The sequence below is a fragment of the Actinomycetes bacterium genome (assembly GCA_035489715.1).
Taxonomy (GTDB): domain Bacteria; phylum Actinomycetota; class Actinomycetes; order JACCUZ01; family JACCUZ01; genus DATHAP01.
In genome coordinates this window covers 1-24,657 of the sequence record DATHAP010000140.1, presented here as the reverse complement: position 1 = coordinate 24,657, position 24,657 = coordinate 1, and the positions used below count along the sequence as shown (strand labels likewise).

The following is a 24,657-nucleotide window of genomic DNA, read 5'->3' as shown; positions in this document are numbered from 1 at the left end:
CGATGGCGTCGAGCTGCCCGCCGAGGCGGTCCAGCTCGTCGTCGTCGAGGGCGAGCCGGGCCAGCCGGGCGAGGTGGGCGACCTCCTCGCGGGTGACGGCGGATCCGCTGTCGGGCATGCCGGCCATCCTAGGTCGGCGGCCACAGGGGTCAGGGACCGGCGGTCAGCCGCTCTGACCAGCCGGCCGGCCGGTCAGCGCCCGGGCCGCGGCCGGGCCCTGCTCGAGCAGCAGCTTGAAGCCGGCCTCGTCGAGCACCGGGACGCCCAGCTGCTCGGCCTTGTCGGCCTTGGACCCGGGGCTCTCCCCCACGACGACGAAGTCGGTCTTCTTCGAGACCGAGCCGGCCGCCCGGCCACCGAGGGCCTGGATGACGGCGCTCGCCCCGTCGCGGGAGAAGTCGTCGAGCGAGCCGGTCACGACGATACTCAGGCCCTCGAGGGGCCGCGGCCCGTCGTCGCCGCCCTCCTCCTCGAGCCGGACGCCCGAGGCCTTCCACTTCGCCACGATCTCGCGGTGCCAGTCGACGGCCCACCACTCGCCGAGCGCCTCGGCGATGACCGGCCCCACGCCGTCGACCTTCGCCAGTGCCTCCTTGTCGGCCGCGAACACCGCCTCGACCGACCGCAGCTCGCGGGCCAGCGCCTGCGCCGCCGTCGGCCCGACGTGTCGGATGGAGAGTGCCACCAGGACGCGCCACAGCGGGCGCTGCTTCGCCGCAGCCACGGCAGCGAGCAGCTTCTGCGCGTTGGCGGTCAGCCCGCCGTCCTTGCGGGTGAACAGCGGCGCCGTCAGCAGCTTGTCCTCGTCGAGGTCGAAGACGTCGCCCTCGTCCTCGACGACACCCGCGTCCAGCAGGGCGACAGCGGCCTCGTAGCCGAGGACGTCGATGTCGAACGCACCGCGGCCTGCCACGTGGAAGATGCGCTCCCGCAGCTGGGCCGGACAGCTGCGGGTGTTGGGGCATCGGATGTCGGCGTCGCCCTCCTTCTCCGGCCCCAACGACGTACCGCACTCGGGGCACTCGGTCGGCATCTCGAACCCGCGCTCGGTGCCGTCGCGCAGGTCGACGACCGGTCCGACGATCTCGGGGATCACGTCACCGGCCTTGCGCAGCACGACGCTGTCGCCGATCAGGACCCCCTTGCGCCGCACCTCCGACGCGTTGTGCAGCGTCGCCATCTCCACCGTCGAGCCGCTGACGAAGACCGGCTCCATGACGCCGTAGGGGGTGACCCGGCCGGTGCGGCCGACGTTGACGCGGATGTCGAGGAGCTTGGTGGTGACCTCCTCGGGCGGGTACTTGAACGCGATCGCCCAACGCGGCGCGCGGGACGTCGAGCCGAGACGGCGCTGCACCGAGACCTCGTCGACCTTGACGACGACGCCGTCGATCTCGTGCTCCACGTCGTGGCGGTGCTCGCCGTAGTGGTCGATGTATTCCTGGACCGCCCCCAGGTCGTCGACGACGCGGTAGCGGTCGCTGACCGGCAGGCCCCACGACTTCATTGCGTCGTAGGACGCCGACTGCAGGGGCGGCGAGAAGCCCTTGCGGGCACCGATGCCGTGGACGACCAGCCGCAACTGCCGAGACGCGGTGACGCGTGGGTCCTTCTGCCGCAGCGAGCCGGCGGCGGCGTTGCGCGGGTTGGCGAACGGTGCCTTGCCGGCCTCGACCAGGCGAGCGTTGAGGGCGGCGAACTCCTCGACGGGGAAGAAGACCTCGCCGCGCACCTCGACCTGCGCCGGTACGTCGCTGCCGGTCAGCCGGGTCGGAACGCCCCGCAGCGTGCGCACATTGAGGGTCACGTCCTCGCCGGTCACCCCGTTGCCCCGGGTGAGTGCGCGCACCAGGCGGCCGCCCTCGTAGAGCAGGTTGATGGCGACCCCGTCGACCTTGAGCTCGCACAGGTAGTGCACGTCGGCGCCGCCCGCGTCGCGCTCGACCCGCTCGGCCCACGCGGCCAGCTCGTCGGGGCTGAACGCGTTGTCCAGGCTCATCATCCGCTCGAGGTGGTCGGCGGACGCGAAGTCGGTCGAGAAGGTGCCGCCGACGGTCTGCGTGGGCGAGTCGGGCGTCCGCAGCTCCGGGTGCGCGTCCTCGATCCGGTTCAGCTCGCGCATCCAGCGGTCGTACTCCGCGTCGGCGACGGTCGGCGAGTCGCGCAGGAAGTAGTCGAAGCGCGCCTTGTCGACCAGCTCGACCAGGTCGGCGTGCCGGTGCGCGGGCTGCTGCGGGTCAGGCGTGCTGGTCCTGCGAGCCACTCATCCCTCCGGGTCCTCGGCGAGCTGTCGGGCGGACTCGGCGGCCAGCCGCAGGGCGGCCCGGGCATGGTCAGGGGAGGCGCCCGCGAGCCCGCAGGTCGGTGTGACGACCACCTGGCGCAGCGCCTCGACCGGCAGCCCGAGCCGCCGCCAGAGCCGCCGCACCGGCTGGACCGTACCCGCCGGGTCCGACATCCGGACCGGGCCGTCGGGCGTCGACGGGACGACGCCGGCCAGCAGCCGGACGCCGCCGTCGACCGCCTCGCCGAGCTCGTCGTCGACCGCACTCGAGCGGCTGCCCAGCCCGGTGAGGTCGAGGGACAGGCCGCTCGCGCCGGCTCGCACCAGGGTGGCCACCGGCGGGCTGTCGGCGCAGCAGTGCACGACGACGGGGACATCGACCGCGTCCACGAGTCCGCGCAGGCTCTCCTCGACCGTGGTGGCCGGGACCGGCGAGAAGCTGCGGGCACCGGAGCTCGAGCGGATGCCGCCTACCAGCACGGCCGGCAGCGAGGGCTCGTCCACCTGCAGCACGAGCGGTGCCCGAGGCAGCCGACGGCGTACGTCGCGCAGGTGCTGGACCGTGCCGTCGGTGAGGGACTGCACCAGGTCGCGCACCGCACCGGCGTCGGCGAGCACCGGCTCGCCGCGGGGCAGTCGCAGGGCGGCCGCCAGCGTCCACGGGCCGCAGACCTGCACTTTCACCGCGCCGACCCGTCCCTGGTTGGCCCCCTCGAGCTCGTCGAGGTCGTGCGAGAGGTAGGAGTGTGCTCGGCGCTCATCGGTGCCCGGCCGGTCGACGAGCCGCCAGCCCGACGGCTGCAGGTCGACGTGAAGGTCGGTGAGCAGCGCCGCGGCGCGGCCGACCAGGTCCGCGCCGGGACCGCGGGCCGGGAGCTCGACCAGGTGCGGCAGGTCGGGGACCTCGCCGGACACGACGGTCGCGGCCTCGTGCGGGTCGGTGCCGGGCATCGAGCCGACGCCGGTGGACCAGCCGGCTCCCAGCCAGTCGTCGGCCCCGACGTCGCCCTCAGCGCTCGACACCTCAGCCCTCGGCAGCTCAGTACTCGACACGGTCCGCCTTGGCCAGCCAGGCCGCGAAGGGTGCGGTCGCCTCGTCCACCTCGACCTGGCGCACCGGCACCGGCCAGATGTCGCGGGGCCGGTCGAAGAGCTCGTAGAAGGCCCGGTCGTCGAAGCCGCCGTGCGCCGCGTCGTCCCGGTCGGCTGCGTAGACCACGGCGTCGACCCGGGCCCACAGGGCGGCCGACAGGCACAGCGGGCACGGTTCGCAGGAGCTGACCAGCGTCGTACCGGCGAGGACGTGGGTGTCCAGAGAGCGCGCTGCCGAGCGGATCGCGACGACCTCGGCGTGGGCGGTCGGGTCGAGGTCGCGGGTCACCCGGTTGACGCCGGTCGCTACCACCCGGTCGTCGCGCACGACCGCCGCGGCGAACGGGCCGCCCCCATCAGCGACGTTGTCGGTAGCGAGCTGGACCACCTGGGCCAGCCATCGCTGGGCACGGGCGTCGACGACTCCACCGCTGGCCACCGCCCCACCGTAGCCAGCACTTGCGACCGGACCTCTCAGGTGTGGACGCGGAGGTTGGCGACCGACCACCACGAGCCGCTGGCGGCGGTCAGCTCGAGCCTCCGCCACCGGACGGGTGACCCGTCCGCCGACAGCGTCGTCAGTTGACCGCTCGGTCGTGCCGTAGGACGCGCTCGCGATGCGCACGCACCGGGGGTCGGCGTACGCCTGCACGAACTTCACGAAGTACCGGGCATGCGGCGCGTAGACCTGGGGTCGTCGATCAGCCGGCCGCCCGCCAGGTCGCCGTTGGTCTTCATCCACGCCGGCGGGCTCCACGGCGTGGCGACGACGGTGACGTCGGAGTTGAAAGGCAGCGCCTGGCGCAACAAGGGAGGATCTCGGCTCGGTCGTGGTTGATGGAGAACTCCGACAGGTCGAAGTCGGTCTCCCAGGAGGTACGTCGTCGTAGGCGTAGCCCGCGCATCCGCTGGTAGGTCCGTCAGGCCGCGGGTGGCAGGGGCGTCGGTGCACTGGGCGGCTCGTGTGGTCACCCCGTTCGCACAATCCAGCACAAATGTCGCAGTCTTCGTCGCGTGCCGTCAACGCGGCCCGGTCAGTCCTGGAGACCAGGGCGAACCGATCAGCTGTGGACGGGCCGAGAACCTTTGTGCACAACGGGTTTCCTGGCCTGTGCCGATCGGCTAGAATCGAACACATGTTCGAACAGGCGCGAGCCAGCACGTCGACGGCCGGCCAGACCGCGACCGTGCCCCTCGCTGGGGAGATCCGATCCGCGGTCGACGCGCTCGCCGCACCGGGTGAGGGCCTCACCGATGTCGAGCGGGTGGACCTGATCGGGGCGCTGGAGATCCTCAAGTCCGCGGCGGCCGCGGCTCAGGCGCGGGTGACAGCGGATCTGGACGCCTCGGTTCGCGCCCGGCACGCGGCGATGGGGCTGGCCGCCGACAAGCAGGGCCGCGGGGTCGGCGCCGAGGTGGCGCTCGCGCGACGCGAGTCACCGACCCGGGGCGGGCAGCACCTGGGACTGGCCAAGGCGCTGGTGCACGAGATGCCGCATACCCTGGCCGCGCTGGCGGACGGCCGGCTCTCCGAGTGGCGGGCCACCCTGCTGGTCCGCGAGACCGCCTGCCTCACCCGCGAGGACCGGACTCGGGTCGACGAGGAGCTGGTGTCCGACCCGGCCCGGCTGGCCGGGCTCGGGGACCGGCGGGTGGCTGCCGAGGCGCGCCGGCTGGCCTACCGGCTCGACCCGTCCGCGGCACTGGCCCGGGCCCGCAAGGCCGAGGGCGACCGTCGGGTCACCTGCCGACCCGCCCCGGACACCATGGCCTACTCCACCGCGCTGCTCCCCGTCCGCGACGCGGTCGCGGTGCAGGCCGCGCTGATCCGCGAGGCCGACAGCGCCCGTGCAGACGGCGACGTCCGCTCCCGAGGCCAGCTGATGGCCGACATCTACGTCCAACGCCTCACCGGCCGCACCACCGCCACCGGCCCCGACATCTCCCTCCACGTCGTGATGACCGACCAGTCGCTCCTCGGCACCGGACCCGGCGCCGACGAGCCCGCCCAGGTCCCCGGCCACGGCCCGGTGCCGGCCAGCACCGCCCGCCGCTGGCTCCGGCCACAGCGACCTGTCCCCGCTGTGAGGGCGGACGCCGACGCCGCTCCCGAGGTCGTCACCGAGGCCGCGGTCTGGGTGCGCCGCCTCTACGCCCATCCGTCCACCGGCGAGCTCGTCGCGATGGACAGCAAGGCACGGTTATTCCGCGGTGCGCTGCGCCGGTTTCTCGTCGTGCGCGACGAGGTGTGCCGCACGCCATGGTGCGACGCGATGGTCCGCCACGCCGACCACGTCGTTCCGGTGGCCGCGGGCGGTCGCACCTCCGCCGAGAACGGCAACGGGCTCTGCGAGCAGTGCAACTACGCCAAGGACAGCCCCGGCTGGAGCGCTCAGCCCCAGGTCGGGCACGCGGCGGCACCCGACAGCGGTCATCGGGTCGAGACCGTGACCCCGACCGGGCACCGCTACGTCTCCCGACCACCACCCCTGCCCGGCACCGCGGCACGCGGGCGGGATGCGAGCGGCACCGGACCCGGGACGGCGGTGGCGTGAGCTGCCGTCACCTGAGCCGCGATCGCCTGGGCCTCGTTCGCCTGAACTCCGCTCCTGAGCAGTCTCGCGCTCAGCGGCGGACGCGGTAGTCGATGAAGGTCGCGTAGGGCGACTGGTGCACCCCGAGGTGCTCGAGCTCGACGTCCGCGGTGAAGCCCTCGAACAGGCGCTTGCCGCCACCGAGCACCAGCGGCGCGACCACGAGGCTGAGCTCGTCGACCAGACCTGCGGCGAACGCCTGGCGGATCACGTCGGCCCCGCCCATCAGGCTGACGTCCTTGTCGCCGGCGGCCGCCTTGGCCTGCTCGACGGCGGGCTCGATGCCATCGACGAACGTGAAGGCGCCGCCGGGCGGCTCCTCCTGCGGCCGGTGCGTGACGATGAAGAACGGCAGCCCCCACGGGTTCTCGTCGCCCCAGTGCCCGGCGGACTCGTAGGTGTTGCGACCGCCGACGACGGCGCCCACCCGGGACAGCGTCGTCTCCAGCCAAGCGGCGTCCTCGCCCCTCGGCTGGCCGGAAGGCTCCTCGTCGTAGGTCCACGGGCCGCCGAACACCCAGTAGTGCAGCCGCTCGCCGCCGACGCCGAGGCCGCAGCCCGGGCCGTCGTCCGGGCCGGTGACGTATCCGTCGACCGACGTGGTGATGTTGGCCATGACCTTGCCCATCGCGCTCTCCTCGCTGCGTGCGTCAGGTTCGCCGGTGATGACCAGGCCGAGGCGACGGACTCATCGCTCGCGGTCGACGGCCCGGTCCGACGACCCGCGACGCACCGCCTGGACCACCGCGTCGACGCCGGTCCCAGCCACGGCCCGGCGCCGAGGCACGCGTCTCCGCCGCGCTCGCCGCCGGGGGACGGCTGGTCACTGACGAGCCGGCGCCCTCGTGGTGGGTGCCGGCCGACCCGGAGGGCAACGAGGCCTGCGTCGCGACGTGGATCGGCACGGACGGCAAGGGCTACCCGGAGTGACCTTGGCTCGGGCGCTCGACCGGCGAGGTCGAGTCGATGGTCGCCGAGCCGAGCACCGTCTCGCCCTGGTAGAGAACGACCGCCTGCCCGGGCGCCACCCCGCGCAGCGGCTCGTCGAGCACGACGACCACTCCACCGTCCTCGGTCCACGCGGTCCCGGGCACCGGCTCGCCGTGCGCGCGCACCTGGGCGAGGACGCGCGTCGGCGCGGTGGGCTCGTCGCCGGTCCACACCGGCCGTACGCCGCGCAGCCCCGACACGTCGAGCCGGTCGACCGTGCCGACCGTGACCGTGTGGGTGACCGGTGAGACGTCGAGCACGTAGCGCGGCCGGCCGTCCGCCGCCGGCCGGCCGATGCGCAGCCCCTTGCGCTGGCCGACCGTGAACGCGTAGGCACCGTCGTGGCTGCCGACCTCGACGCCGTCGGTGTCGACGACGGCGCCGGGTGAGTCGCCCAGCCGCGACCGGAGGAAGCCCGCCGTGTCACCGTCGGAGATGAAGCAGATGTCGTGGCTGTCCGGCTTGTCGGCCACGGCGAGTCCCCTCTCGAGCGCCTCGCGACGTACGTCCGTCTTGAGCGACGAGCCGAGCGGGAACATCGCGTGCGCGACCTGCCGCGGGGTCAGGACCCCGAGCACGTAGGACTGGTCCTTGGCGGGGTCGACCGCGCGAAGCAGCCGGCCCTCGACGACCCGTGCGTAGTGACCGGTGCAGACCGCGTCGAAGCCCATCGCCAGCGCCTTGTCGAGGACGGCGGAGAACTTCACCTTCTCGTTGCAGCGCAGGCACGGGTTGGGGGTGCGCCCGGCGGCGTACTCCGCGACGAAGGCGTCGACGACGTCCTCGCGGAACCGCTCGGCGAGGTCCCACACGTAGAACGGGATGGAGATCACGTCAGCCGCCCGGCGGGCGTCGCGGGCGTCCTCGAGCGTGCAGCAGCCGCGGGCACCGCTGCGGAACGACTGGGGGTTGCTCGACAGCGCCAGGTGTACGCCGGTGACCTCGTGACCCGCCTCGGCGGCGCGGGCCGCGGCCACCGCGGAGTCGACGCCGCCGGACATGGCGGCCAGCACCCTCACGGCACGAGCCTCATCGGGCGCCGACCTGGCCGGCCCTCCGGGCGCGCTCGACGACCGGGCCGATCTCGTCGAGCACGGCGTCGACGTCAGCGGCCGTCGAGGTGTGGCCGAACGAGAAGCGCAGCGAGCCGCGGGCCAGCGACTCGGGGACGCCCATCGCGAGCAGCACGTGGCTCGGCTGCGGCACTCCCGCCGAGCACGCGGAGCCGGTCGAGCACTCGATGCCCGCCGCGTCGAGGAGCAGGAGCAGCGCGTCGCCGTCGCACCCGGGGAACGAGAAGTGCGCGTTGCCGGGCAGCCGGTGCCCCGGGGTGAGGTCGCGGTCGCCGCCGAGCACCACGTCCGGGACGGCGGCACGCAGCCGACGGACCAGGTCGTCGCGCAGCCGCGCGCTGGTCTCGGCGCGCTCCGGCTGGAGCTTGACCGCCACCTCCGCGGCCGCGGCGAGCCCGACGATGGCCGGGGTGTCCAACGTCCCGGAGCGCACGTCCCGCTCCTGGCCGCCGCCGTGCAGGACCGGCGTGAGCTCGACGGTCCGGCGCAGCACGAGCAGGCCGACCCCGAGCGGCCCGCCGATCTTGTGGCCGGTCACGGTCATGGCGTCGAGGCCGGACGCTTCGAAGTCGACCGGCAGCGCCCCGAACGCCTGGACGGCGTCGGAGTGGATCGGCACCTCGTGGGCCCGGGCGACAGCAGCCAGCTCCGCGATCGGCTGCACGGTGCCGACCTCGTTGTTGGCCCACATGACGCTGACGAGGGCGACCGAGCCTGGGTCGGACCCGATGGACGCGTCGAGGGCCGCCGGGTCGACCCGGCCGGCGGCGTCGACCGGCAGCCACTCGACCTCGGCGCCCTCGTGCTCGGCCAGCCACAGCGCCGGGTCCATCACCGCGTGGTGCTCGACGGCGCTGGCGAGGACCCGGGTCCGGCGCGGGTCGGCGGCCCGACGGCTCCAGTAAAGGCCCTTGACGGCGAGGTTGTCCGACTCGGTGCCGCCGCCGGTGAAGAGCACCTCGCTGGGCCGGGCGCCGACGGCCGCGGCGAGCGACTCGCGGGCCTCCTCGACCAGCCGTCGGGCCGCCCGCCCGGCGGTGTGCAGGGAGGAGGGGTTGCCGACGGTACCGAGGCACCGGGTCATCGCCTCGACGGCCTCGGGGACCATCGGCGTGCTCGCCGCGTGGTCGAGGTAGTGCCGGTCGAGGTGGGGCCGGACCTGGTGGTCGCTCATCGCGCGGGCGAGTCTACGTCGCCGCCCGCGCGACGAGCGGGCTCGATCAGCCCTTGCGGGCCTTGACCTTGTCGGTGAGCGCGGGCACGACCTGGTGCAGGTCCCCTACGACGCCGTAGTCCACGAGCTCGAAGATCGGGGCCTCGGGGTCCTTGTTGATGGCCACGATCGTCTTCGAGGTCTGCATGCCGGCCCGGTGCTGGATGGCGCCGGAGATGCCGGCCGCGATGTAGAGCTGCGGACTGACCGTCTTGCCGGTCTGGCCGACCTGGTGCTGGTGCGGGTACCAGCCCGCGTCGGTGGCTGCCCGCGACGCACCCACGGCTGCACCCAGTGCGTCGGCGAGATCCTCGATCACCGAGAAGTTCTCGCCCGAGCCGACGCCACGGCCGCCGGAGACGACGATCGCTGCCTCGGACAGCTCCGGGCGCTCGCCCTTCTCCTCGACCACCCGGTCGACGATGCGCGCCGCCGTGGCCGCCTCCGAGAGCTCGACCGCAACGTCGACCCGCTCGGCAGCGCCGCTCGTCTGCTCGGCCGGGACCGAGTTGGGCCGCACCGTGACGACCGGCGTGCCGGTGCTGACCTTCGACCTGACGATCGTCGAGCCGCCGAAGACCTGCTGCTCGGCCAGGACGGCGCCGCCCTCGCCGGTCACGTCGGTCGCGTCGGTGATGACGCCCGATCCGGTCTTGAGCGCCAGCCGCGCGGCGACCTCCTTGCCGTCGGCCGACGACGCGAGCAGCACCGCGGCGGGCGAGCTGTCGGCCACGACCTTGGCCAGCACCTCGGCGACCGGGGCCACCAGGTGGTCGACCAGCTCAGGTGCGTCGGCGACGTACACCTTGCTCGCGCCGTACGCCGCCAGCGACTCCTTCGCGGCGTCGAAGCCGGGGCCGACCAGGACGGCCGCGGGCTCGCCGAGCCGGGCCGCCAGCGTCAGCAGCTCGAAGGTGACCTTCTTCACCTCGCCGTCGGTGTGCTCGACGAGCACCAGGACCTCTGCCATGTCGTGTCTCCTCCGGCTCTCAGACGAACTTCTTGGACGCGAGGAAGTCGAGGAGCTTGTCCGCCCCGTCGCCCCCCTCGTCCTTGACGACGGTGCCGGCCTGCCGGGGCGGCGCGGCCTCGAACGACTCGACGGCGCTCCACGCGCCGCCCAGGCCGACGTCACCGGGCTCGATGCCGAGGTCGGAGAGCGAGAGCGTCTCGACCGGCTTCTTCTTCGCCGCCATGATCCCCTTGAACGACGGGTAGCGCGGCTCGTTGATCTTCTCGACGACACTGACGACGGCCGGCAGCGACGCCTCGACCACGGTGTAGCCGTCGTCGGTCAGCCGCTTGACCGACACCGTGCCGTCGCCGACCGTGACCTCCTTGGCGAACGTCAGCTGCGGGCGGCCGAGACGCTCGGCGAGCATCGCCGGCACGACGCTCATCCGCGCGTCGGACGACTCGGAGCCGAGCAGCACCAGGTCGACGTCACCCAGGTGATCGACGGCCTTGGCGAGGGCGAGCGACGTGGCGATCGCGTCGGACCCGTGCAGCGCGTCGTCGACGATGTGCACCGCCTTGTCGGCGCCCATCGACAGCGCCTTGCGCACCGTCTCGGTCGCCGCGTCGGGACCCATGCAGAGAATCGTCACCTCGCCGCCCTGGGCCTCCTGGATCGTGAGGGCCTCCTCGACGGCGTACTCGTCCATCTCGTTCATCACCGGGTCGGTCGCGGCCCGGTCGAGGGTGGAGTCGGACGGGTCGAGCTTCTTCTCCGACCAGGTGTCGGGGACCTGCTTGACGCAGACGACGATGTTCATTGCGGGCGCATCTCCTGCTCTGGCGGCTGCCGTTCCGGCGGTGCTGGCCTCACCCTGCCAGCCGCGCTCGCACGCGGCCGACGCGGGTTCGGACGTTGCGTCTCGATGCCATGTTACCCGCCAGTAGCACGCCGGAACGGGGCCCCCGCCCATGTCGGCGGGAGCGCCGGTTCCGGGAAGCTGGGAGTCGCTGGCCCGCCTGCTCCCGGGGGAAGATCAGCACGCAGTCTTCGGGGATCAGCCAGATGGGTGCAGTGAACGGACTCTGTGACGCTTGCGACACGAATGCAACCGTCAAGGAGCCCGCCCGGAACATCCACATAGATTCCGGCGCGTCGCGGTCGTGCCAGGCACGACTGTCGGTCGCCCCGCGGGCTCCGGTGTGCGACGCTCGCCGACCGTGACGGACTCCGCCGCACCAGCCCCCGCGCTCACCGGTGAGCGGACGTTGCCCGGGATCTGGCACGAGAACTACTGGTTCCGGCGCCACGAGGCGGGCTACCGGTGGGCTGTGACCATCCTTGGGACGGGCGCCCGGGGGATCGTCGTCGAGGCCGGGGTCGGGGAGGGGTACGGCGCCGCGATGCTCGCGCGTGCAGGAGCCGGCCAGGTGCTCGGTCTCGACCTGAACCTGCCGACGCTGCGCCACCTGAAGGCGTCCCAACCCGGCATCGCCGCCGCCGGGGCCAACCTGGTCGCGCTCCCCCTCGCCGACCGCGCCGTCGACGTCGTGGTCAGCGCGCAGACCGTCGAGCACCTGTGGGACCAGGACCGCTTCGTCGCCGAGTGCGCGCGCGTGCTACGGCCAGGCGGGCGGCTGCTGCTCACCACCCCGAACCGGCGGACCTTCCCGTCCGGCAACCCGTTCCACAGCCGCGAGCTCGACGCCACCGAGGTCACCGACCTGGTGGCCGGGCACCTCGAGGTGGACGCCGTCCAAGGTCTGCACCACGGGCGTCGGTTGCACGACATCGATGCGGCGGAGGGCGACGCAGGCGGGATCGTCACCGCTCAGCTCGCGACGACGTACGACCGCTGGCACCCGCACCTCGCGGACGCGGTGCGCTCGGTCGCCGCGGACGACTTCGCCGTCGGGCCGGCCGACGGGTGTCTCGACCTGCTGCTGGTCGCGACCCGGCGGTGAGCCCACCCCCGGTCGGGACGCTCTGCGTCGTCCTGCACACCCACCTGCCGTGGCTCGCCGGGCACGGCACCTGGCCGGTCGGTGAGGAGTGGCTGCACCAGGCCTGGTCGTCGTCCTACCTGCCCCTGGTCGAGGTGTTGCACGGGCTGGCCGACGAGGGGCGCGGCGACCTCGTGTCGCTCGGCATCACCCCGACCCTCGCCGCCCAGCTGGACGACCCCGGGTGCCTGCGCGAGCACCACGCCTGGCTGGCCCGCTGGCAGCTGCGCGCCGAGGAGCTCGCCGTCGGGACCCGTGACCCCCACCTCCGCGTGGCCGCGTCGCGGGAGTGGCGGGCAGCCGCCGGTGCCACCAGGGCCTTCGAGCGACGCTGGCGGCACGGCGGCTCGGCCGCCCTGCGCCCGCTCGTCGACGCAGGGACCGTCGAGCTGCTCGGCGGGCCGGCCACGCACCCGGTGCTCCCCCTGCTGCCGGGCAGCCTCGCCGGTGCCGCCGTCACAGCAGGCCTGGACGACGCAGCGGTCCGGCTCGGCCGGCGGCCCGGGGGCATCTGGGTGCCGGAGTGCGCAGTCGCCCCCGGCCTGCAGGACGTCCTCGATGAAGCCGGCGTCTCGCACCTGATGGTCGAGGAGGCGACGCTGCGCGCGGCCGGGCGGGGCACCGACCGGCTCTGGTGGTGGGGCGGCGTCCTCGTCGCGGGCCGCGACCTCGCGCTGACCGACCGGGTGTGGTCGTCGCGCTCCGGCTACCCGTCCGGGCCGGACTACCAGGACTTCCACCACCTCGACGAGGGCTCCGGCTTCCGGGTATGGCGGGTGACGGACCCGACCAAGCCGGACAAGGCCGGCTATGACCCCGACCGGGCCGCAGCGGCCGTTTCCCGCGACGCCGTCGCGTTCGCCGGCGCGGTGCGCGAGCGGCTGCTGGACCGGCGCCGGCGCGGCGAGGAGCCGCTCGCGGTGGTCGCGTGGGACACCGAGCTGTTCGGCCACTGGTGGCACGAGGGCCCGCAGTTCCTCGCGCAGGCGCTGCGCTTGCTGCCCGAGGCCGGCGTCCGGGTAGCGACGCTGGGCCGGGTCGCCGCCGAGCAGGCGGGGCGCGCCCCGGAGGTCGACCTGCCGACCGGGTCCTGGGGTCACGGCAAGGACCTGGGGCTCTGGGCCGGCCCCGCGGTCGCGGACCTGCGGGCCGACCAGCAGGCCGTGGCGGCGGAGCTCCTGTCGGCCGTACGTCCGTCAGCCCGCCCGGGAGCGCACCGTGACCGCCGGCTGGACGCCATGACGCGGGAGGCGCTGCTGCTGCACGCCAGCGACTGGGCCTTCATGGTGTCGCGGGACAGCGCGGCCGGCTACGCGCTGGACCGGCACGTGGGCCACCTCTCTGCGTTCCGGGCCCTGGCCGCCGGGCAGCAGCCGGCGACGACCCACCCGCCGGCGCACCTCCCGGCACCGGTGCCGAACGTCGTCGTGCCCCACCTGGACGCCCGGACGCTGGTGGACGGCCTTGTCGCGGACGAGGCATGAGGCGCAGGATCGACGGGCAGAAGGAGGTGTCACCGCCCACCGCCCACACGTCCGCCGAGGTGCCCCGTGAGTCGACTCGTCGCCCTGCTCGTGCTGACCGCAGCCTTCGCGCCGGCGGCGGTGATGGGCGCCCTGCCGGTCGTCGCACCGGTGCTCATCGTGCTGGCCGGCGTGGCGATGGCGGTCATGGCCTTCGACTCCGGGCCGACGCCCGAGCCCGCGCGGGTCGAGACCGTCAGCGAGCCCGTCCAGCAGCAGTGACCGCGCGCGCCTTGCGGGCCATGTCGGCCAGCGCGGCGCGCTCCGCCGCCGCCGTCTCGTAGGCCGCCCGCCGGTCGCGCACCACCCGGCCCGGCACCCCTGCGACGACGCTGTAGGCCGGCACCGTGCCGCGCACCACGGCGTGCGCCGCGACCACGGTCCCCTCCCCGACGTCTGCCCCGCGCAGCACCGAGGACTTCACCCCCAGCCACACGTCGTCGCCGATGCGCACCGGGGTCTTGGCGATCCCCTGGTCCTTGATCGGCAGCTCGAGCTGGTCGAAGCGGTGGTCGAAGTCGCACACGTAGACCCAGTCCGCGACGATGCACTGGGCCCCGACGTGCAGGTCCAGGTAGCAGTTGAGGGTGTTCTCCCGGCCGAGCACCGTCTTGTCGCCGATGCGCAGGGTGCCCTCGTGGGCCCGCAGCCGGTTGCCGTCCCCGAGGTGCACCCAGCGTCCCAGCACAATGCGACCGTAGCCCTTGCGCGCGGACAGCTCGACGCCCTTGCCCAGGTAGACCATCCCCTCGGTCACCACCTGCGGGTGCAGGAGCCGCAGCCGGAGGAAGCGCCAGTAGCGCACCAGGTGGTACGGCGTGAAGGCGCGGTGCCGCCACGCCCAGCGCAGGCTGCGCGGCGACAGGAACCGGCGCAGGGGCACCTGCCGCGGGTCCTGACGCCGACGGCTCATGCCGCCTTGGTCCCGGTGACGAGCACGTTGTAGAAGAGCTGTTGCGGCAGCACCCGCGACAGCCCGCGGTCGACCGCGGACAGCCGCTGCCACGACCGGTAGGCGAACATCGCCCAGCCCCAGCCCAGCCGCTCGGGGTTGACCGCCGCCTCGATGGTGCGCACCGGCCAGCCGAGGAACGCCGCGGTGAGCTCCTCGGTCGCGGTCCGCACGTCGACCGCGCCGGCGCGCAGCGCCGTCCTGGCCAGCTCCGCCGGGTCGAACGTGTGCAGGTCCACCACCGACTCGAGAGCCGCGGCCCGCGACGACGCGGCGAGCTCCTCACGCGGCCGGGCCCAGCGGTCCCGCAGCGGCGCGAGGTGCGTCAGCCAAGTCGTCGCCGACCAGGTCAGCCGGCCGAGCCGGCGGGCGTACCAGTCACCGAGGTTCGTCGGCTCGCCCGCGAAGACGAACCGCCCACCGGGCCGCAGCACCCGCAGCACCTCACGGAGCGCGAGCTCGACGTCGGGGACGTGGTGCAGCACGGCGTGCCCGACGACGAGGTCCATCGAGTGGTCGTCGTAGGGGATCGACTCGGCGTCGGCGACCCGGCCGTCCACGTCGAGGCCCAGGCTCTCGGCGTTGCGCACCGCGGCGTCAACCATGCCGGGCGAGAGGTCGGTGACGTGACCTCTCGCGGCGACGCCGGCCTGCATCAGGTTGAGCAGGAAGAAGCCGGTGCCGCTGCCCAGCTCGAGCGCCTCGCCGTAGGGCCAGCCGGCCGTGCCGGCGACAGCCTGGAAACGGCCGCGGGCGTAGTCGATGCAGCGTTCGTCGTAGGAGATCGACCACTTCTCGTCGTAGGACGACGCCTCCCAGTCGTGGTAGAGCACGTTCGCCAGCTTGGGGTCGCCCCACGCGCGCTCGACGTCAGCAGCGGTCGGCCCGCGCTCGACGTCAGCAGCGGTCGGCCCGCCGGTCGGCCCGTCGGTCGGCTCGTCGGTCGGCACGGACATGTCAGCGACCCTGGAAGACGGCCTTGCCCGGGCCGTCGGCCACGAACGACTCCATCCCGGTGCGCCGGTCCTCGGTCGCGAAGAGCCCGGCGAACTGCAGGCGCTCCACCTCGAGGCCGGTGTCCAGGTCGGACTCCAGGCCGCGGTCGACCGCCTCCTTCGCCGCGCGCAGCGCCAGTGCCGGTCCCCCGACGAAGCGCGCCGCCATCTCCCGGGCGGCGGCGTAGACCTCGTCGGCGGGCACCACCCGGTCGACCAGCCCGATCCGCAGCGCCTCGTCCGCCGCCACGAACCGCCCCGAGAAGATGATGTCCTTGGCCCGCGACGGTCCGACCAGCCGCGGCAGCCGCTGGGTGCCGCCGGCGCCGGGGATCACGCCCAGCAGGATCTCCGGCTGGCCCAACTTGGCGTTCTCGCCGCAGATCCGGAAGTCCGCGCAGAGGGCGAGCTCGCAGCCCCCACCGAGCGCGTAGCCGGTCACCGCGGCCACCACCGGCTTGGGGATGCGCGCGACGGCCGTGAAGGACGACTGCAGCGCACCCGACCGCTCGACCATGTCGGCGTAGGACATGGTCGTCATCTCCTTGACGTCGGCGCCGGCCGCGAAGACCTTCTCGCCGCCGTAGAGGACGACCGCGTGGACCTCGCGGTCCGCCGACGCGGCGGCCGCCACGGCCCTGATCTCCTCCTGCACCTGCACGTCGAGCGCGTTCATCGGCGGCCGGTCGATACGGATCGTGCCGATCCCGTCCTGGACCTCGAGACGGACCAGCTCTCCCGGTGATGACGTCATGGTCGCCGAGGGTAGCCACGCGCCAGGCCGCTAGCGTGACCAGGTGAGCCACCGCGCGCCGACCGAGTGGGGCCTCCCCGGCACCGGTCTGGTGCCTGCGCTGGGCGCCGCGCCGGGCCCTCACGGGACCCACTTCGCGGTTTGGTCCCGCGGCGACGCCGTCGAGGTGGTCCTGCCCGACGAGGACGGGCATCCGGCACACCCGATGGAGCGCGGCCGCGACGGGGTGTGGACCACCCTGCTGCCATGGGTGCGGCCCGGCGACCGCTACGGCTACCGAGTCCACGGCCCCTGGGATCCTGTGCATGGCCACCGGTTCGACCCCGGCGAGGTGCTCGTCGACCCGTACGCCAGGGCTATCGACGGCGCCTGGTCGGTGGTGGTCGACGGGCGCTTCGACTGGGGCGACGACCGGTCACCGCAGGTGCCGTGGGTCGACACCGTGGTCTACGAGCTGCACGTGCGCGGCTTCACCCGACTGCACCCGGCGGTCCCGGCAGAGCTCCGTGGGACGTACGCCGGGCTCGCCCACCCGGACTCGGTCGGCCACCTCCTCGACCTCGGTGTCACCACCCTCGAGCTGCTCCCGGTGCACGAGTCGCGCACCGAGCCGGAGATCCGGCGCCGCGGCCTGACGAACTACTGGGGCTACAGCACCCTCGGCTTCTTCGCGCCGCACGCGGGCTACGCGGCGAGCGGGTCGCGGGGCGAGCAGGTGACCGAGTTCCGGCAGATGGTGCGCGACCTGCACGCCGCCGGGCTCGAGGTCGTGGTCGACGTCGTCTACAACCACACCTGCGAGGGGGGCTCCGACGGACTGACGCTGAGCTGGCGGGGTCTGGACAACGAGGCGTACTACCGGCTGCGCCACGACGGCTCGTTCGAGGACGTGACCGGCTGCGGCAACTCGCTCGACCTGCGCCACCCCCGGTGCCTGGCCATGGCCATGGACTCGCTGCGCTACTGGGTGCAGGAGATGCACGTCGACGGCTTCCGCTTCGATCTCGCCCCCACGCTCGCCCGGGGCAGCACCGGCTTCGACGCTGCCGGGACGTTCCTGGCCGTCGTCGGGCAGGACCCGGTCGTGTCCCGGGTCAAGCTGGTGGCCGAGCCGTGGGACGTCGGGCCTGGCGGCTACCAGCTCGGGTCCTTCCCGGCACCGTGGGCCGAGTGGAACGACCGGTTCCGCGACACCGTGCGACTGGCCTGGCTCGGCGGGCGCGGTCGGGCTCGCGGCGGGCTTCGCGACCTCGGCTACGCGCTGTCCGGGTCGTCCGACGTCTTCGAGGCCGGTGGACGTGGCCCGTTGGCCTCGGTCAACTTCGTCACCGCGCACGACGGTTTCACCCTGCGAGACCTCGTGTCGTACGACCACAAGCACAACGAGGCCAATCTCGAGGACGGGCGCGACGGCCACGACGGCAACCACAGCTGGAACTGCGGGGTGGAGGGCGGGACCGACGACCCGGCCGTGCTGGCACTGCGACGGCGGCTGTCGCGCGACCTGTTGGCGACCCTGCTGCTCGCGACCGGGGTGCCGATGCTCACCGCCGGCGACGAGGTCGGGCGCACCCAGCGCGGCAACAACAACGCCTACTGCCTCGACGACGAGACCACCTGGGTGTCCTGGGCGCACGAGCCGTGGCAGCGCGACCTCTACTCGTGGACCCGCGCGCTGGTGGCGCTGCGCCGCGAGCACCCGGTGCTGCGGCACGACGCCTACTTCGAGGGCCGGTCGGCCCACGCCGACGGGGTCAAGGACCTCGCGTGGTTCTCACCGGAGGGCGAGGAGATGTCGGCCGAGCACTGGTTCGACCACGACCGGCAGGTGCTCGGCATGTACCTCGCCGGCCGGCACGACGCGGACGCCCCGCTGCTGGTGCTGCTCAACACCGGGACGGCCGAGCAGCAAGTGCGGCTGCCCGGCGGCCCGTGGGCCCGGCGCTACGACACGCTGCTGGACACCGCGGACGAGCAGCCGGTGGCCGGGCCGTCGCACGACGCCGGCCACATCGTCGTGCTGGCGCCCCGGACGGCCCGGGTGCTGCTCGCCCACCGCTGACCGCGGCGGCGGCCAGACACGAGACCAACTGTGCGTTGACACACCGCACCGTCGGCGTGTGCGGTGTGTCCTCGCACAGTCGAGAGGGTGCTAGCGCAGGACGCCGCTGTCCATCCCGACCGCCTCGGCCGGCAGGGTCGCCAGGCCGAGCTCACCTGGGCCGGTCGTCAGGCGGTGCCGCGGCACGATGCGCGCCGTGTAGCCGAACGGGCCGGGCCGGTCGAGCTTGACCTCGCCGACGTAGCGGTGGCGGCTGCCCTCGTAGGCCTCGTCGTGGCGCAGCGACAGCGTCGTCGAGTCGGCCAGCCGGTCGGTGTCGTCGACCCGGCCGTAGACCACCTGCACGTCGACGTCGCCCGGTCCGAGGTCGCCGAGGGAGACGAACGCCCGGACGTCCAGCGTGCTGCCGACCTCCGGGGTGTCGGCGACCCCGGACGACTCGACGTGGTCGACCCGCACCGAGGACCAGGCCGCGCGGACCTTCGACTTCCAGGCGGCGAGCTCCTTGGCGCCGGCGTAGGTGCCGTCCAGCGCGCGGAACGACCCGGCGGCCGGTGCGTAGAGCGCCAGCACGTAGTCGCGCACCATGCGGGTCGCCAGCACCCGCGGGCCGAGCGTGCGCAGCGTGTGGCGAACCATCTCGATCCAGCGCGTCGGGTGGCCCTCGGCGTCGCGGTCGTAGAACAGCGGCCCGACGGTGTTCTCGAGCAGGTCGTAGAGCGCGGCCGCTTCGAGGTCGTCGCGGTGGTCGGGGTCGGTCACCCCGTCGGCGGTCGGGATGGCCCAGCCGTTGTGGCCGTCATACATCTCGTCCCACCACCCGTCGAGGACCGACAGGTTCAGGCAGCCGTTGAGCGCGGCCTTCATGCCCGATGTGCCGCAGGCCTCGAGGGGCCGCAGGGGGTTGTTGAGCCACACGTCGCAGCCCGGGTAGAGCGCCTGGGCCATCGCGATGTCGTAGTTGGGCAGGAACACGATGCGGTGCCGCACCCCGACCTGGTCGGCGAAGCGGACCAGCTCCTGGATCAGCTTCTTGCCGCCGTCGTCGGCGGGGTGGGCCTTGCCGGCGATGACCAGCTGGATCGGCCGCTCGGGGTGGCGCAGCAGGGCGGTCAGCCGCTCCGGGTCGCGCAGCATCAGGGTCAGCCGCTTGTACGACGGGACCCGGCGGGCGAAGCCGATGGTGAGCACCTCGGGGTCGAGCACGCCGTCGACCCAGCCGAGCTCGGCCTCGCTCGCGCCGCGCTGCAGCCAGGAGGCCCGGACCCGCTTGCGCACGTCGTCGACCAGCCGGGCCCGCAGGATGCCGCGGACCCGCCAGATGTCGTTGTCCGGGACCGCCTGCACGTCCTCCCACGCCCCGGGCTCGGTAGGGCTGGCCACCGTCTCCGGCGGCGCCAGCTCGAACACCTCGGGCGCCACCCAGGTCGGCGCGTGCACGCCGTTGGTGATGTAGCCGATCGGCACCTCGGGCTCGTCGAAGCCCGGCCACAGCTTCGCGAACATGTCGCGCGCCACGTGGCCGTGCAGCTCGGAGACCCCGTTGGCCCGCTGGGCCAGGCGGAAGCCCATGACGGCCATGTTGAAGACGCTGCGGTCGCCACCGTCGTAGTCCTCGGCGCCGAGGGCGAGCACCCGGTCCACCGGCACGCCCGGACAGGCGTTGTCGCCGCCGAAGTGCTGGGCCACCAGGTCACGCGAGAACCGGTCGATGCCGGCGGGCACCGGGGTGTGGGTGGTGAACAGCGTCGCGGACCGGGCCGCCTCGACCGCCTCGTCGAAGGCGAGCCCGGCCTCCTCGGTCAGCTCGCGGATGCGCTCGACGCCGAGGAACCCGGCGTGGCCCTCGTTGGTGTGGAAGACCTCGGGAGCCGGCGAACCGGTCAGTCGGCTGAAGGCACGCAGCGCCCGCACGCCGCCGATGCCCAGCAGCATCTCCTGCAGCAGGCGGTGCTCGCTGCCGCCGCCGTAGAGGCGGTCGGTGACCTCGCGCTCGGCCGGAGCGTTGTCCTCGACGTCGGAGTCGAGCAGCAGCAGGGGCACCCGGCCGACCTGCGCCTTCCACACCGCAGCGGTCAGGGTGCGGCCGCCGGGCAGGCCGACGCGGACGTTGAGCGGGCTGCCGTCGGGCTCGCGGAGCAGCGAGATCGGCAGGCCGATCGGGTCGAGGACCGGGTAGCGCTCCTGCTGCCAGCCCTCCCGGGACAGCGACTGCGCGAAGTACCCGGACCGGTAGAGCAGGCCGACGCCGACGATCGGCACCCCGAGGTCGCTCGCCGCCTTGAGGTGGTCGCCGGCCAGGATGCCGAGGCCGCCGCTGTACTGCGGCAGGACGGCGGTGATGCCGAACTCCGGCGAGAAGTAGGCGATCGCCCCCGGCAGGGCGGCCGGGTCCTCGGCGGTGCGCTGCTGGTACCAGAGGTCGTCGGCCAGGTAGTGGTGCAGGTCGGTCGAAGCCTCACCCACCCGGCGCACGACGTCGGGGTCGTCGGCCAGGCCGGTCAGCCGCTCCGGGCCGAGCTCGCCGAGCAGCGCGACCGGGTCGCCGCCGACCTGGTTCCACAGCGCGGGGTCGAGGCTCTCGAAGAGCGCCTTGGTCGGCGAGTGCCAGGACCAGCGCAGGTTGAGCGCCAGCTCACCCAGGGGCTCCAGCGCCGGGGGCAGGACGGTGCGGACGGTGAACCGACGGATGGCCTTCACCGGCCGAACGATACTGGCGGGAACGCGGTGTGTGCGCCGGGCAGCAACGTGGGTAGGTTCGGCCCCGATGATCGGTCGCATCCCCATCCTGGACGTGCAGCCTGCCGAAGGCTGCGGTCGCTGGCCCGCCAAGGCGGTCGTCGGCGAGACCTTCACGGTCAGCGCCACCGTTTTCCGCGAGGGCCACGACATGGTCTCGGCGGACGTGGTGCTGCGCGACCCGAAGGGACGCAAGGGACCTTTCACCAGGATGCGTCCGGGCGCCCCGGGGACCGACCGCTGGCACGCGGAGGTCACTCCGACCGGCCCCGGCAGCTGGTCGTTCACGGTGGAGGCCTGGAGCGACCCGCTCGGCACCTGGCGTCACGACGCCACGATCAAGATCGACGCAGGGGTCGACGTCGAGCTGATGCTCGAGGAAGGCGCCCGGGTGATGGAGCGGGCCGCGGCCGCGCCGCGTCCGGCATCCGGAGGGCGGGCGCTGCTGGACGCCGCGACGGCCCTCCGCGACACGTCCCGGCCGGTGCCGGCCCGGCTCGCGGCCGCCTCCGCGCCGGAGGTCGAGGAGACCCTCGCCGCCCAGCCGCTGCGCGAGCACGTCTCGGCGAGCGACCGGATGCCGCTGTGGGTCGACCGGGAGCGTGCGCTCTACGGCTCCTGGTACGAGCTCTTCCCCCGCTCGGAGGGCGCGCACGTCGACCCGGCCACCGGGGCGCTGGTGAGCGGGACCTTCCGCACCGCGATGGAGCGGCTGCCCGCCGTCCGGGACATGGGCTTCGACATCGTCTACCTGCCGCCGGTACACCCGATAGGCCGCACCAACCGCAAGGGCCCCAACAACACGCTCTCTCCGGGCCCGCACGACGTCGGGTCGCCGTGGGCCATCGGCGCCGCCGAGGGCGGGCACGACGCGGTCCACCCCGACCTGGGCACGGTCGACGACTTCGACGCCTTCGTGGCCCGGGCCGGGGAGCTCGGCCTCGAGGTCGCCCTGGACCTGGCGCTGCAGGCCGCCCCCGACCACCCCTGGGTGACCAGCCACCCCGAGTGGTTCACCGTGCTCGCCGACGGCACGATCGCCTACGCCGAGAACCCGCCCAAGAAGTACCAGGACATCTACCCGGTCAACTTCGACCGCGACCCCGAAGGCATCTACGCCGAGGTCCTGCGGGTGGTGCGGCACTGGATGGACCACGGCGTGCGGATCTTCCGGGTCGACAACCCGCACACCAAGCCGGTGAGCTTCTGGGCCTGGCTGATCAGCGAGGTCCGCCGGTCCGACCCCGACGTGATCTTCCTCGCCGAGGCGTTCAGCCGGCCGGCGATGATGCAGACCCTGGCCCGGGTGGGCTTCCACCAGTCCTACACGTACTTCACCTGGCGCAACGAGAAGTGGGAGCTGGAGGAGTACCTCACGGAGCTGACCCAGCGCACCGGCCACTTCCTGCGGCCCAACTTCTTCGTCAACACCCCGGACATCCTGCACGCCTACCTGCAGTACGGCGGGCCGCCCGCCTTCAAGGTCAGGGCCGTCCTGGCGGCGACCCTCTCGCCCACCTACGGCGTCTACGCCGGCTACGAGCTCTACGAGCACGTCGCACTCCGGCCGGGCAGCGAGGAGTACCTCGACACCGAGAAGTTCCAGCTCCGTCCGCGCGACTGGGCCGCCGCGGAGGCCGAGGGGCGCACCCTGGCGCCGTACCTCACCCGTCTCAACCAGGTGCGCCGCGCGCACCCGGCGCTGCAGCGACTGCGCAACCTGAGCTTCCACCACGCCGACAGCGACCAGATCGTCTGCTACAGCAAGACCGAGCACGTCGGTGACGGCGAGGACACGCTCATCGTCGTCGTGAACCTCGATCCGCACGGGGCCCGCGAGACAACGGTCCGGCTCGACATGCCGGCCCTGGGACTGGAGTGGGACGACACCATGGCCGTGCACGACGAGCTGACCGGCGACACCTACGTGTGGGGCAACGAGAACTACGTGCGCCTCGACCCGTTCGTCGAGCCTGCCCACGTCTTCACCGTGCGGAGCCGGCGCTCCGGCGGGGAGGCGGCGGACCGGTGACCGACGATCTGCTGGAGCCCACCGGCGTCCCGGCGATCGACAACTTCGCCGACGTCCCCGACTCGCAGCGCGACCCGCACTGGTACAAGCGTGCGGTCTTCTACGAGGTCCTCGTCCGCTCCTTCAAGGACAGCAACGGGGACGGCACCGGCGACCTCGCCGGCCTGATCGACAAGCTCGACTACATCCAGTGGCTGGGTGTCGACTGCATCTGGTTGCCGCCGTTCTTCAAGTCTCCGCTGCGCGACGGCGGCTACGACGTGAGCGACTACGCAGACGTGCTGCCGGAGTTCGGCACCATCGGCGACTTCGTGGAGTTCGTCGACGCGGCGCACGCCCGCGGCATCCGGGTGATCGTCGACTTCGTCATGAACCACACGTCCGACCAGCACCCGTGGTTCCAGTCGTCGCGGACCGACCCGGACGGCCCCTACGGCGACTTCTACGTCTGGGCCGACAACGACGAGGCCTACTCGGACGCCCGGGTCATCTTCGTCGACACCGAGTCGTCGAACTGGACCTTCGACCCGGTCCGCAAGCAGTACTTCTGGCACCGGTTCTTCAGCCACCAGCCGGACCTGAACTTCGAGAACCCCCGCGTCCAGGAGGCGGTGATCGAGGCGCTGAAGTTCTGGCTGGACCTCGGCATCGACGGCTTCCGGCTCGACGCCGTGCCCTACCTCTTCGAGGAGGAGGGCACCAACTGCGAGAACCTCCCGGCTACCCACGAGTTCCTCAAGCGGGTGCGCAAGGAGGTGGACGCTCTCTACCCCGACCGCGTCATGCTGTGCGAGGCCAACCAGTGGCCGGGCGACGTCGTCGAGTACTTCGGCAACGACGGCGACGAGTGCCAGATGGCGTTCCACTTCCCGGTCATGCCCCGGCTGTTCATGGGCGTGCGACGGGAGTCGCGCTACCCGATCTCCGAGATCATGGCCCAGACGCCGAGCATCCCGAACAACTGCCAGTGGGGCATCTTCCTGCGCAACCACGACGAGCTGACCCTCGAGATGGTCACCGACGAGGAGCGGGACTACATGTGGGCGGAGTACGCCAAGGACCCCCGCATGAAGGCCAACATCGGCATCCGCCGGCGGCTGGCCCCGCTGCTCGAGAACGACCGCAACCAGCTGGAGCTCTTCACCGCGCTGCTGCTCTCGCTGCCCGGGTCGCCGGTCCTCTACTACGGCGACGAGATCGGGATGGGCGACAACATCTGGCTCGGCGACCGCGACGGGGTGCGCACGCCGATGCAGTGGACGCCGGACCGCAACGCCGGCTTCTCCACCAGCAACCCGGGCCAGCTGTACCTGCCCGCGATCATGGACCCCATCTACGGCCACCAGGTCACCAACGTCGAGGCCCAGCTCGCCAGCTCGACCTCTCTGCTGCACTG

At 73.0% G+C, this 24,657-nt stretch carries 21 protein-coding genes and 1 pseudogene; 8 read left to right on the top strand and 14 right to left on the bottom strand.

Translation table 11 applies throughout. The annotated features are described in order from the left end of the window. The 5 genes from VK640_11495 to VK640_11475 form a co-directional block, all read right to left on the bottom strand. Nucleotides 1-127 (bottom strand): Asp-tRNA(Asn)/Glu-tRNA(Gln) amidotransferase subunit GatC (locus tag VK640_11495; protein HTE73806.1); only part of this gene is annotated, 127 nt, incomplete at its 3' end. Nucleotides 128-163: 36 nt separating this feature from the next. Beyond that, nucleotides 164-2,263: an NAD-dependent DNA ligase LigA gene (gene ligA, locus VK640_11490; protein ID HTE73805.1), complete on the bottom strand. Its 2,100-nt coding sequence runs from the start codon at nt 2,261-2,263 to the stop codon at nt 164-166. Then, a complete protein-coding gene (locus VK640_11485) occupies nt 2,264-3,307 on the bottom strand; it encodes a methionine synthase (protein ID HTE73804.1) in 1,044 nt (347 codons plus the stop codon). A gap of 16 nt (nt 3,308-3,323) precedes the next feature. Further along, nucleotides 3,324-3,815 (bottom strand): nucleoside deaminase, encoded by a 492-nt coding sequence (locus tag VK640_11480; protein ID HTE73803.1) that lies wholly within the window; start codon nt 3,813-3,815, stop codon nt 3,324-3,326. A 218-nt stretch (nt 3,816-4,033) separates the two neighbouring features. Continuing rightward, nucleotides 4,034-4,183: a hypothetical protein gene (locus VK640_11475; protein ID HTE73802.1), complete on the bottom strand. Its 150-nt coding sequence runs from the start codon at nt 4,181-4,183 to the stop codon at nt 4,034-4,036. A 329-nt stretch (nt 4,184-4,512) separates the two neighbouring features. On the opposite strand from VK640_11475, the gene VK640_11470 reads away from it, so the two are divergent. Continuing rightward, complete coding sequence (locus tag VK640_11470) at nt 4,513-5,931, top strand: DUF222 domain-containing protein (protein HTE73801.1); 1,419 nt, start codon at nt 4,513-4,515, stop codon at nt 5,929-5,931. 70 nt (nt 5,932-6,001) lie between these two features. Here VK640_11470 and VK640_11465 read toward each other — a convergent pair whose 3' ends face one another. After that, nucleotides 6,002-6,598 (bottom strand): dihydrofolate reductase family protein, encoded by a 597-nt coding sequence (locus VK640_11465; GenBank protein ID HTE73800.1) that lies wholly within the window; start codon nt 6,596-6,598, stop codon nt 6,002-6,004. A gap of 149 nt (nt 6,599-6,747) precedes the next feature. Between VK640_11465 and VK640_11460 the strand changes: the two are divergent. Continuing rightward, nucleotides 6,748-6,900: pseudogene (locus tag VK640_11460) on the top strand (VOC family protein). Here the strand turns inward: VK640_11460 and mnmA are convergent. Genes mnmA through VK640_11440 form a run of 4 tightly spaced genes read right to left on the bottom strand, consistent with a single transcriptional unit; the run spans nt 6,888 to nt 11,021 of the window. Beyond that, nucleotides 6,888-7,979 (bottom strand): tRNA 2-thiouridine(34) synthase MnmA, encoded by a 1,092-nt coding sequence (gene mnmA / locus VK640_11455; GenBank protein HTE73799.1) that lies wholly within the window; start codon nt 7,977-7,979, stop codon nt 6,888-6,890. The pseudogene VK640_11460 and the gene mnmA sit on opposite strands and share 13 nt — an antisense overlap. Nucleotides 7,980-7,989: 10 nt before the next feature. Further along, nucleotides 7,990-9,207, bottom strand: a complete 1,218-nt coding sequence (locus VK640_11450; GenBank protein HTE73798.1) for a cysteine desulfurase family protein — start codon at nt 9,205-9,207, stop codon at nt 7,990-7,992. A 46-nt stretch (nt 9,208-9,253) separates the two neighbouring features. Continuing rightward, nucleotides 9,254-10,216: an electron transfer flavoprotein subunit alpha/FixB family protein gene (locus VK640_11445; GenBank protein HTE73797.1), complete on the bottom strand. Its 963-nt coding sequence runs from the start codon at nt 10,214-10,216 to the stop codon at nt 9,254-9,256. Nucleotides 10,217-10,235: 19 nt separating this feature from the next. After that, nucleotides 10,236-11,021 (bottom strand): electron transfer flavoprotein subunit beta/FixA family protein, encoded by a 786-nt coding sequence (locus VK640_11440; GenBank protein HTE73796.1) that lies wholly within the window; start codon nt 11,019-11,021, stop codon nt 10,236-10,238. 400 nt (nt 11,022-11,421) lie between these two features. Here VK640_11440 and VK640_11435 point away from each other — a divergent pair, with 400 nt between their 5' ends. The 3 genes from VK640_11435 (at nt 11,422) to VK640_11425 (ending at nt 13,949) form a co-directional block, all read left to right on the top strand. Further along, entirely contained in the window at nt 11,422-12,165 is a 744-nt protein-coding gene (locus VK640_11435) for a class I SAM-dependent methyltransferase (protein HTE73795.1), read from the top strand. Then, nucleotides 12,162-13,688, top strand: coding sequence for a 1,4-alpha-glucan branching protein domain-containing protein (locus tag VK640_11430; protein HTE73794.1), 1,527 nt, complete (start codon nt 12,162-12,164; stop codon nt 13,686-13,688). The genes VK640_11435 and VK640_11430 overlap by 4 nt, the downstream gene beginning before the upstream one ends. A 66-nt stretch (nt 13,689-13,754) precedes the next feature. Further along, a complete protein-coding gene (locus tag VK640_11425; GenBank protein HTE73793.1) occupies nt 13,755-13,949 on the top strand; it encodes a hypothetical protein in 195 nt (64 codons plus the stop codon). Here the strand turns inward: VK640_11425 and VK640_11420 are convergent. Genes VK640_11420 through VK640_11410 form a run of 3 tightly spaced genes read right to left on the bottom strand, consistent with a single transcriptional unit; the run spans nt 13,924 to nt 16,428 of the window. Further along, entirely contained in the window at nt 13,924-14,640 is a 717-nt protein-coding gene (locus VK640_11420) for an acyltransferase (protein HTE73792.1), read from the bottom strand. The two genes, VK640_11425 and VK640_11420, sit on opposite strands and share 26 nt — an antisense overlap. Then, the gene (locus VK640_11415) at nt 14,637-15,635 is read right to left on the bottom strand and encodes a class I SAM-dependent methyltransferase (GenBank protein HTE73791.1); all 999 of its coding nucleotides are present in this window, start codon (nt 15,633-15,635) and stop codon (nt 14,637-14,639) included. Before VK640_11415 ends, VK640_11420 begins: the two co-directional genes overlap by 4 nt. Nucleotide 15,636: 1 nt before the next feature. After that, nucleotides 15,637-16,428 carry an enoyl-CoA hydratase-related protein gene (locus VK640_11410; protein HTE73790.1) on the bottom strand — a complete coding sequence of 264 codons (792 nt, stop codon included), beginning with the start codon at nt 16,426-16,428 and terminating at the stop codon, nt 15,637-15,639. 43 nt (nt 16,429-16,471) lie between these two features. Between VK640_11410 and glgX the strand changes: the two genes are divergently transcribed. Further along, nucleotides 16,472-18,490, top strand: a complete 2,019-nt coding sequence (gene glgX / locus VK640_11405; protein ID HTE73789.1) for a glycogen debranching protein GlgX — start codon at nt 16,472-16,474, stop codon at nt 18,488-18,490. Between the two features lie 90 nt (nt 18,491-18,580). On the opposite strand, the gene glgP is transcribed toward glgX, so the two are convergent. After that, nucleotides 18,581-21,190, bottom strand: a complete 2,610-nt coding sequence (glgP, locus tag VK640_11400) for an alpha-glucan family phosphorylase (GenBank protein HTE73788.1) — start codon at nt 21,188-21,190, stop codon at nt 18,581-18,583. Nucleotides 21,191-21,257: 67 nt separating this feature from the next. Between glgP and VK640_11395 the strand changes: the two genes are divergently transcribed. After that, complete coding sequence (locus VK640_11395) at nt 21,258-23,261, top strand: alpha-1,4-glucan--maltose-1-phosphate maltosyltransferase (GenBank protein HTE73787.1); 2,004 nt, start codon at nt 21,258-21,260, stop codon at nt 23,259-23,261. Between the two features lie 35 nt (nt 23,262-23,296). Continuing rightward, a partial coding sequence (treS, locus tag VK640_11390) for a maltose alpha-D-glucosyltransferase (protein ID HTE73786.1) occupies nt 23,297-24,657 on the top strand: 1,361 nt, incomplete at its 3' end.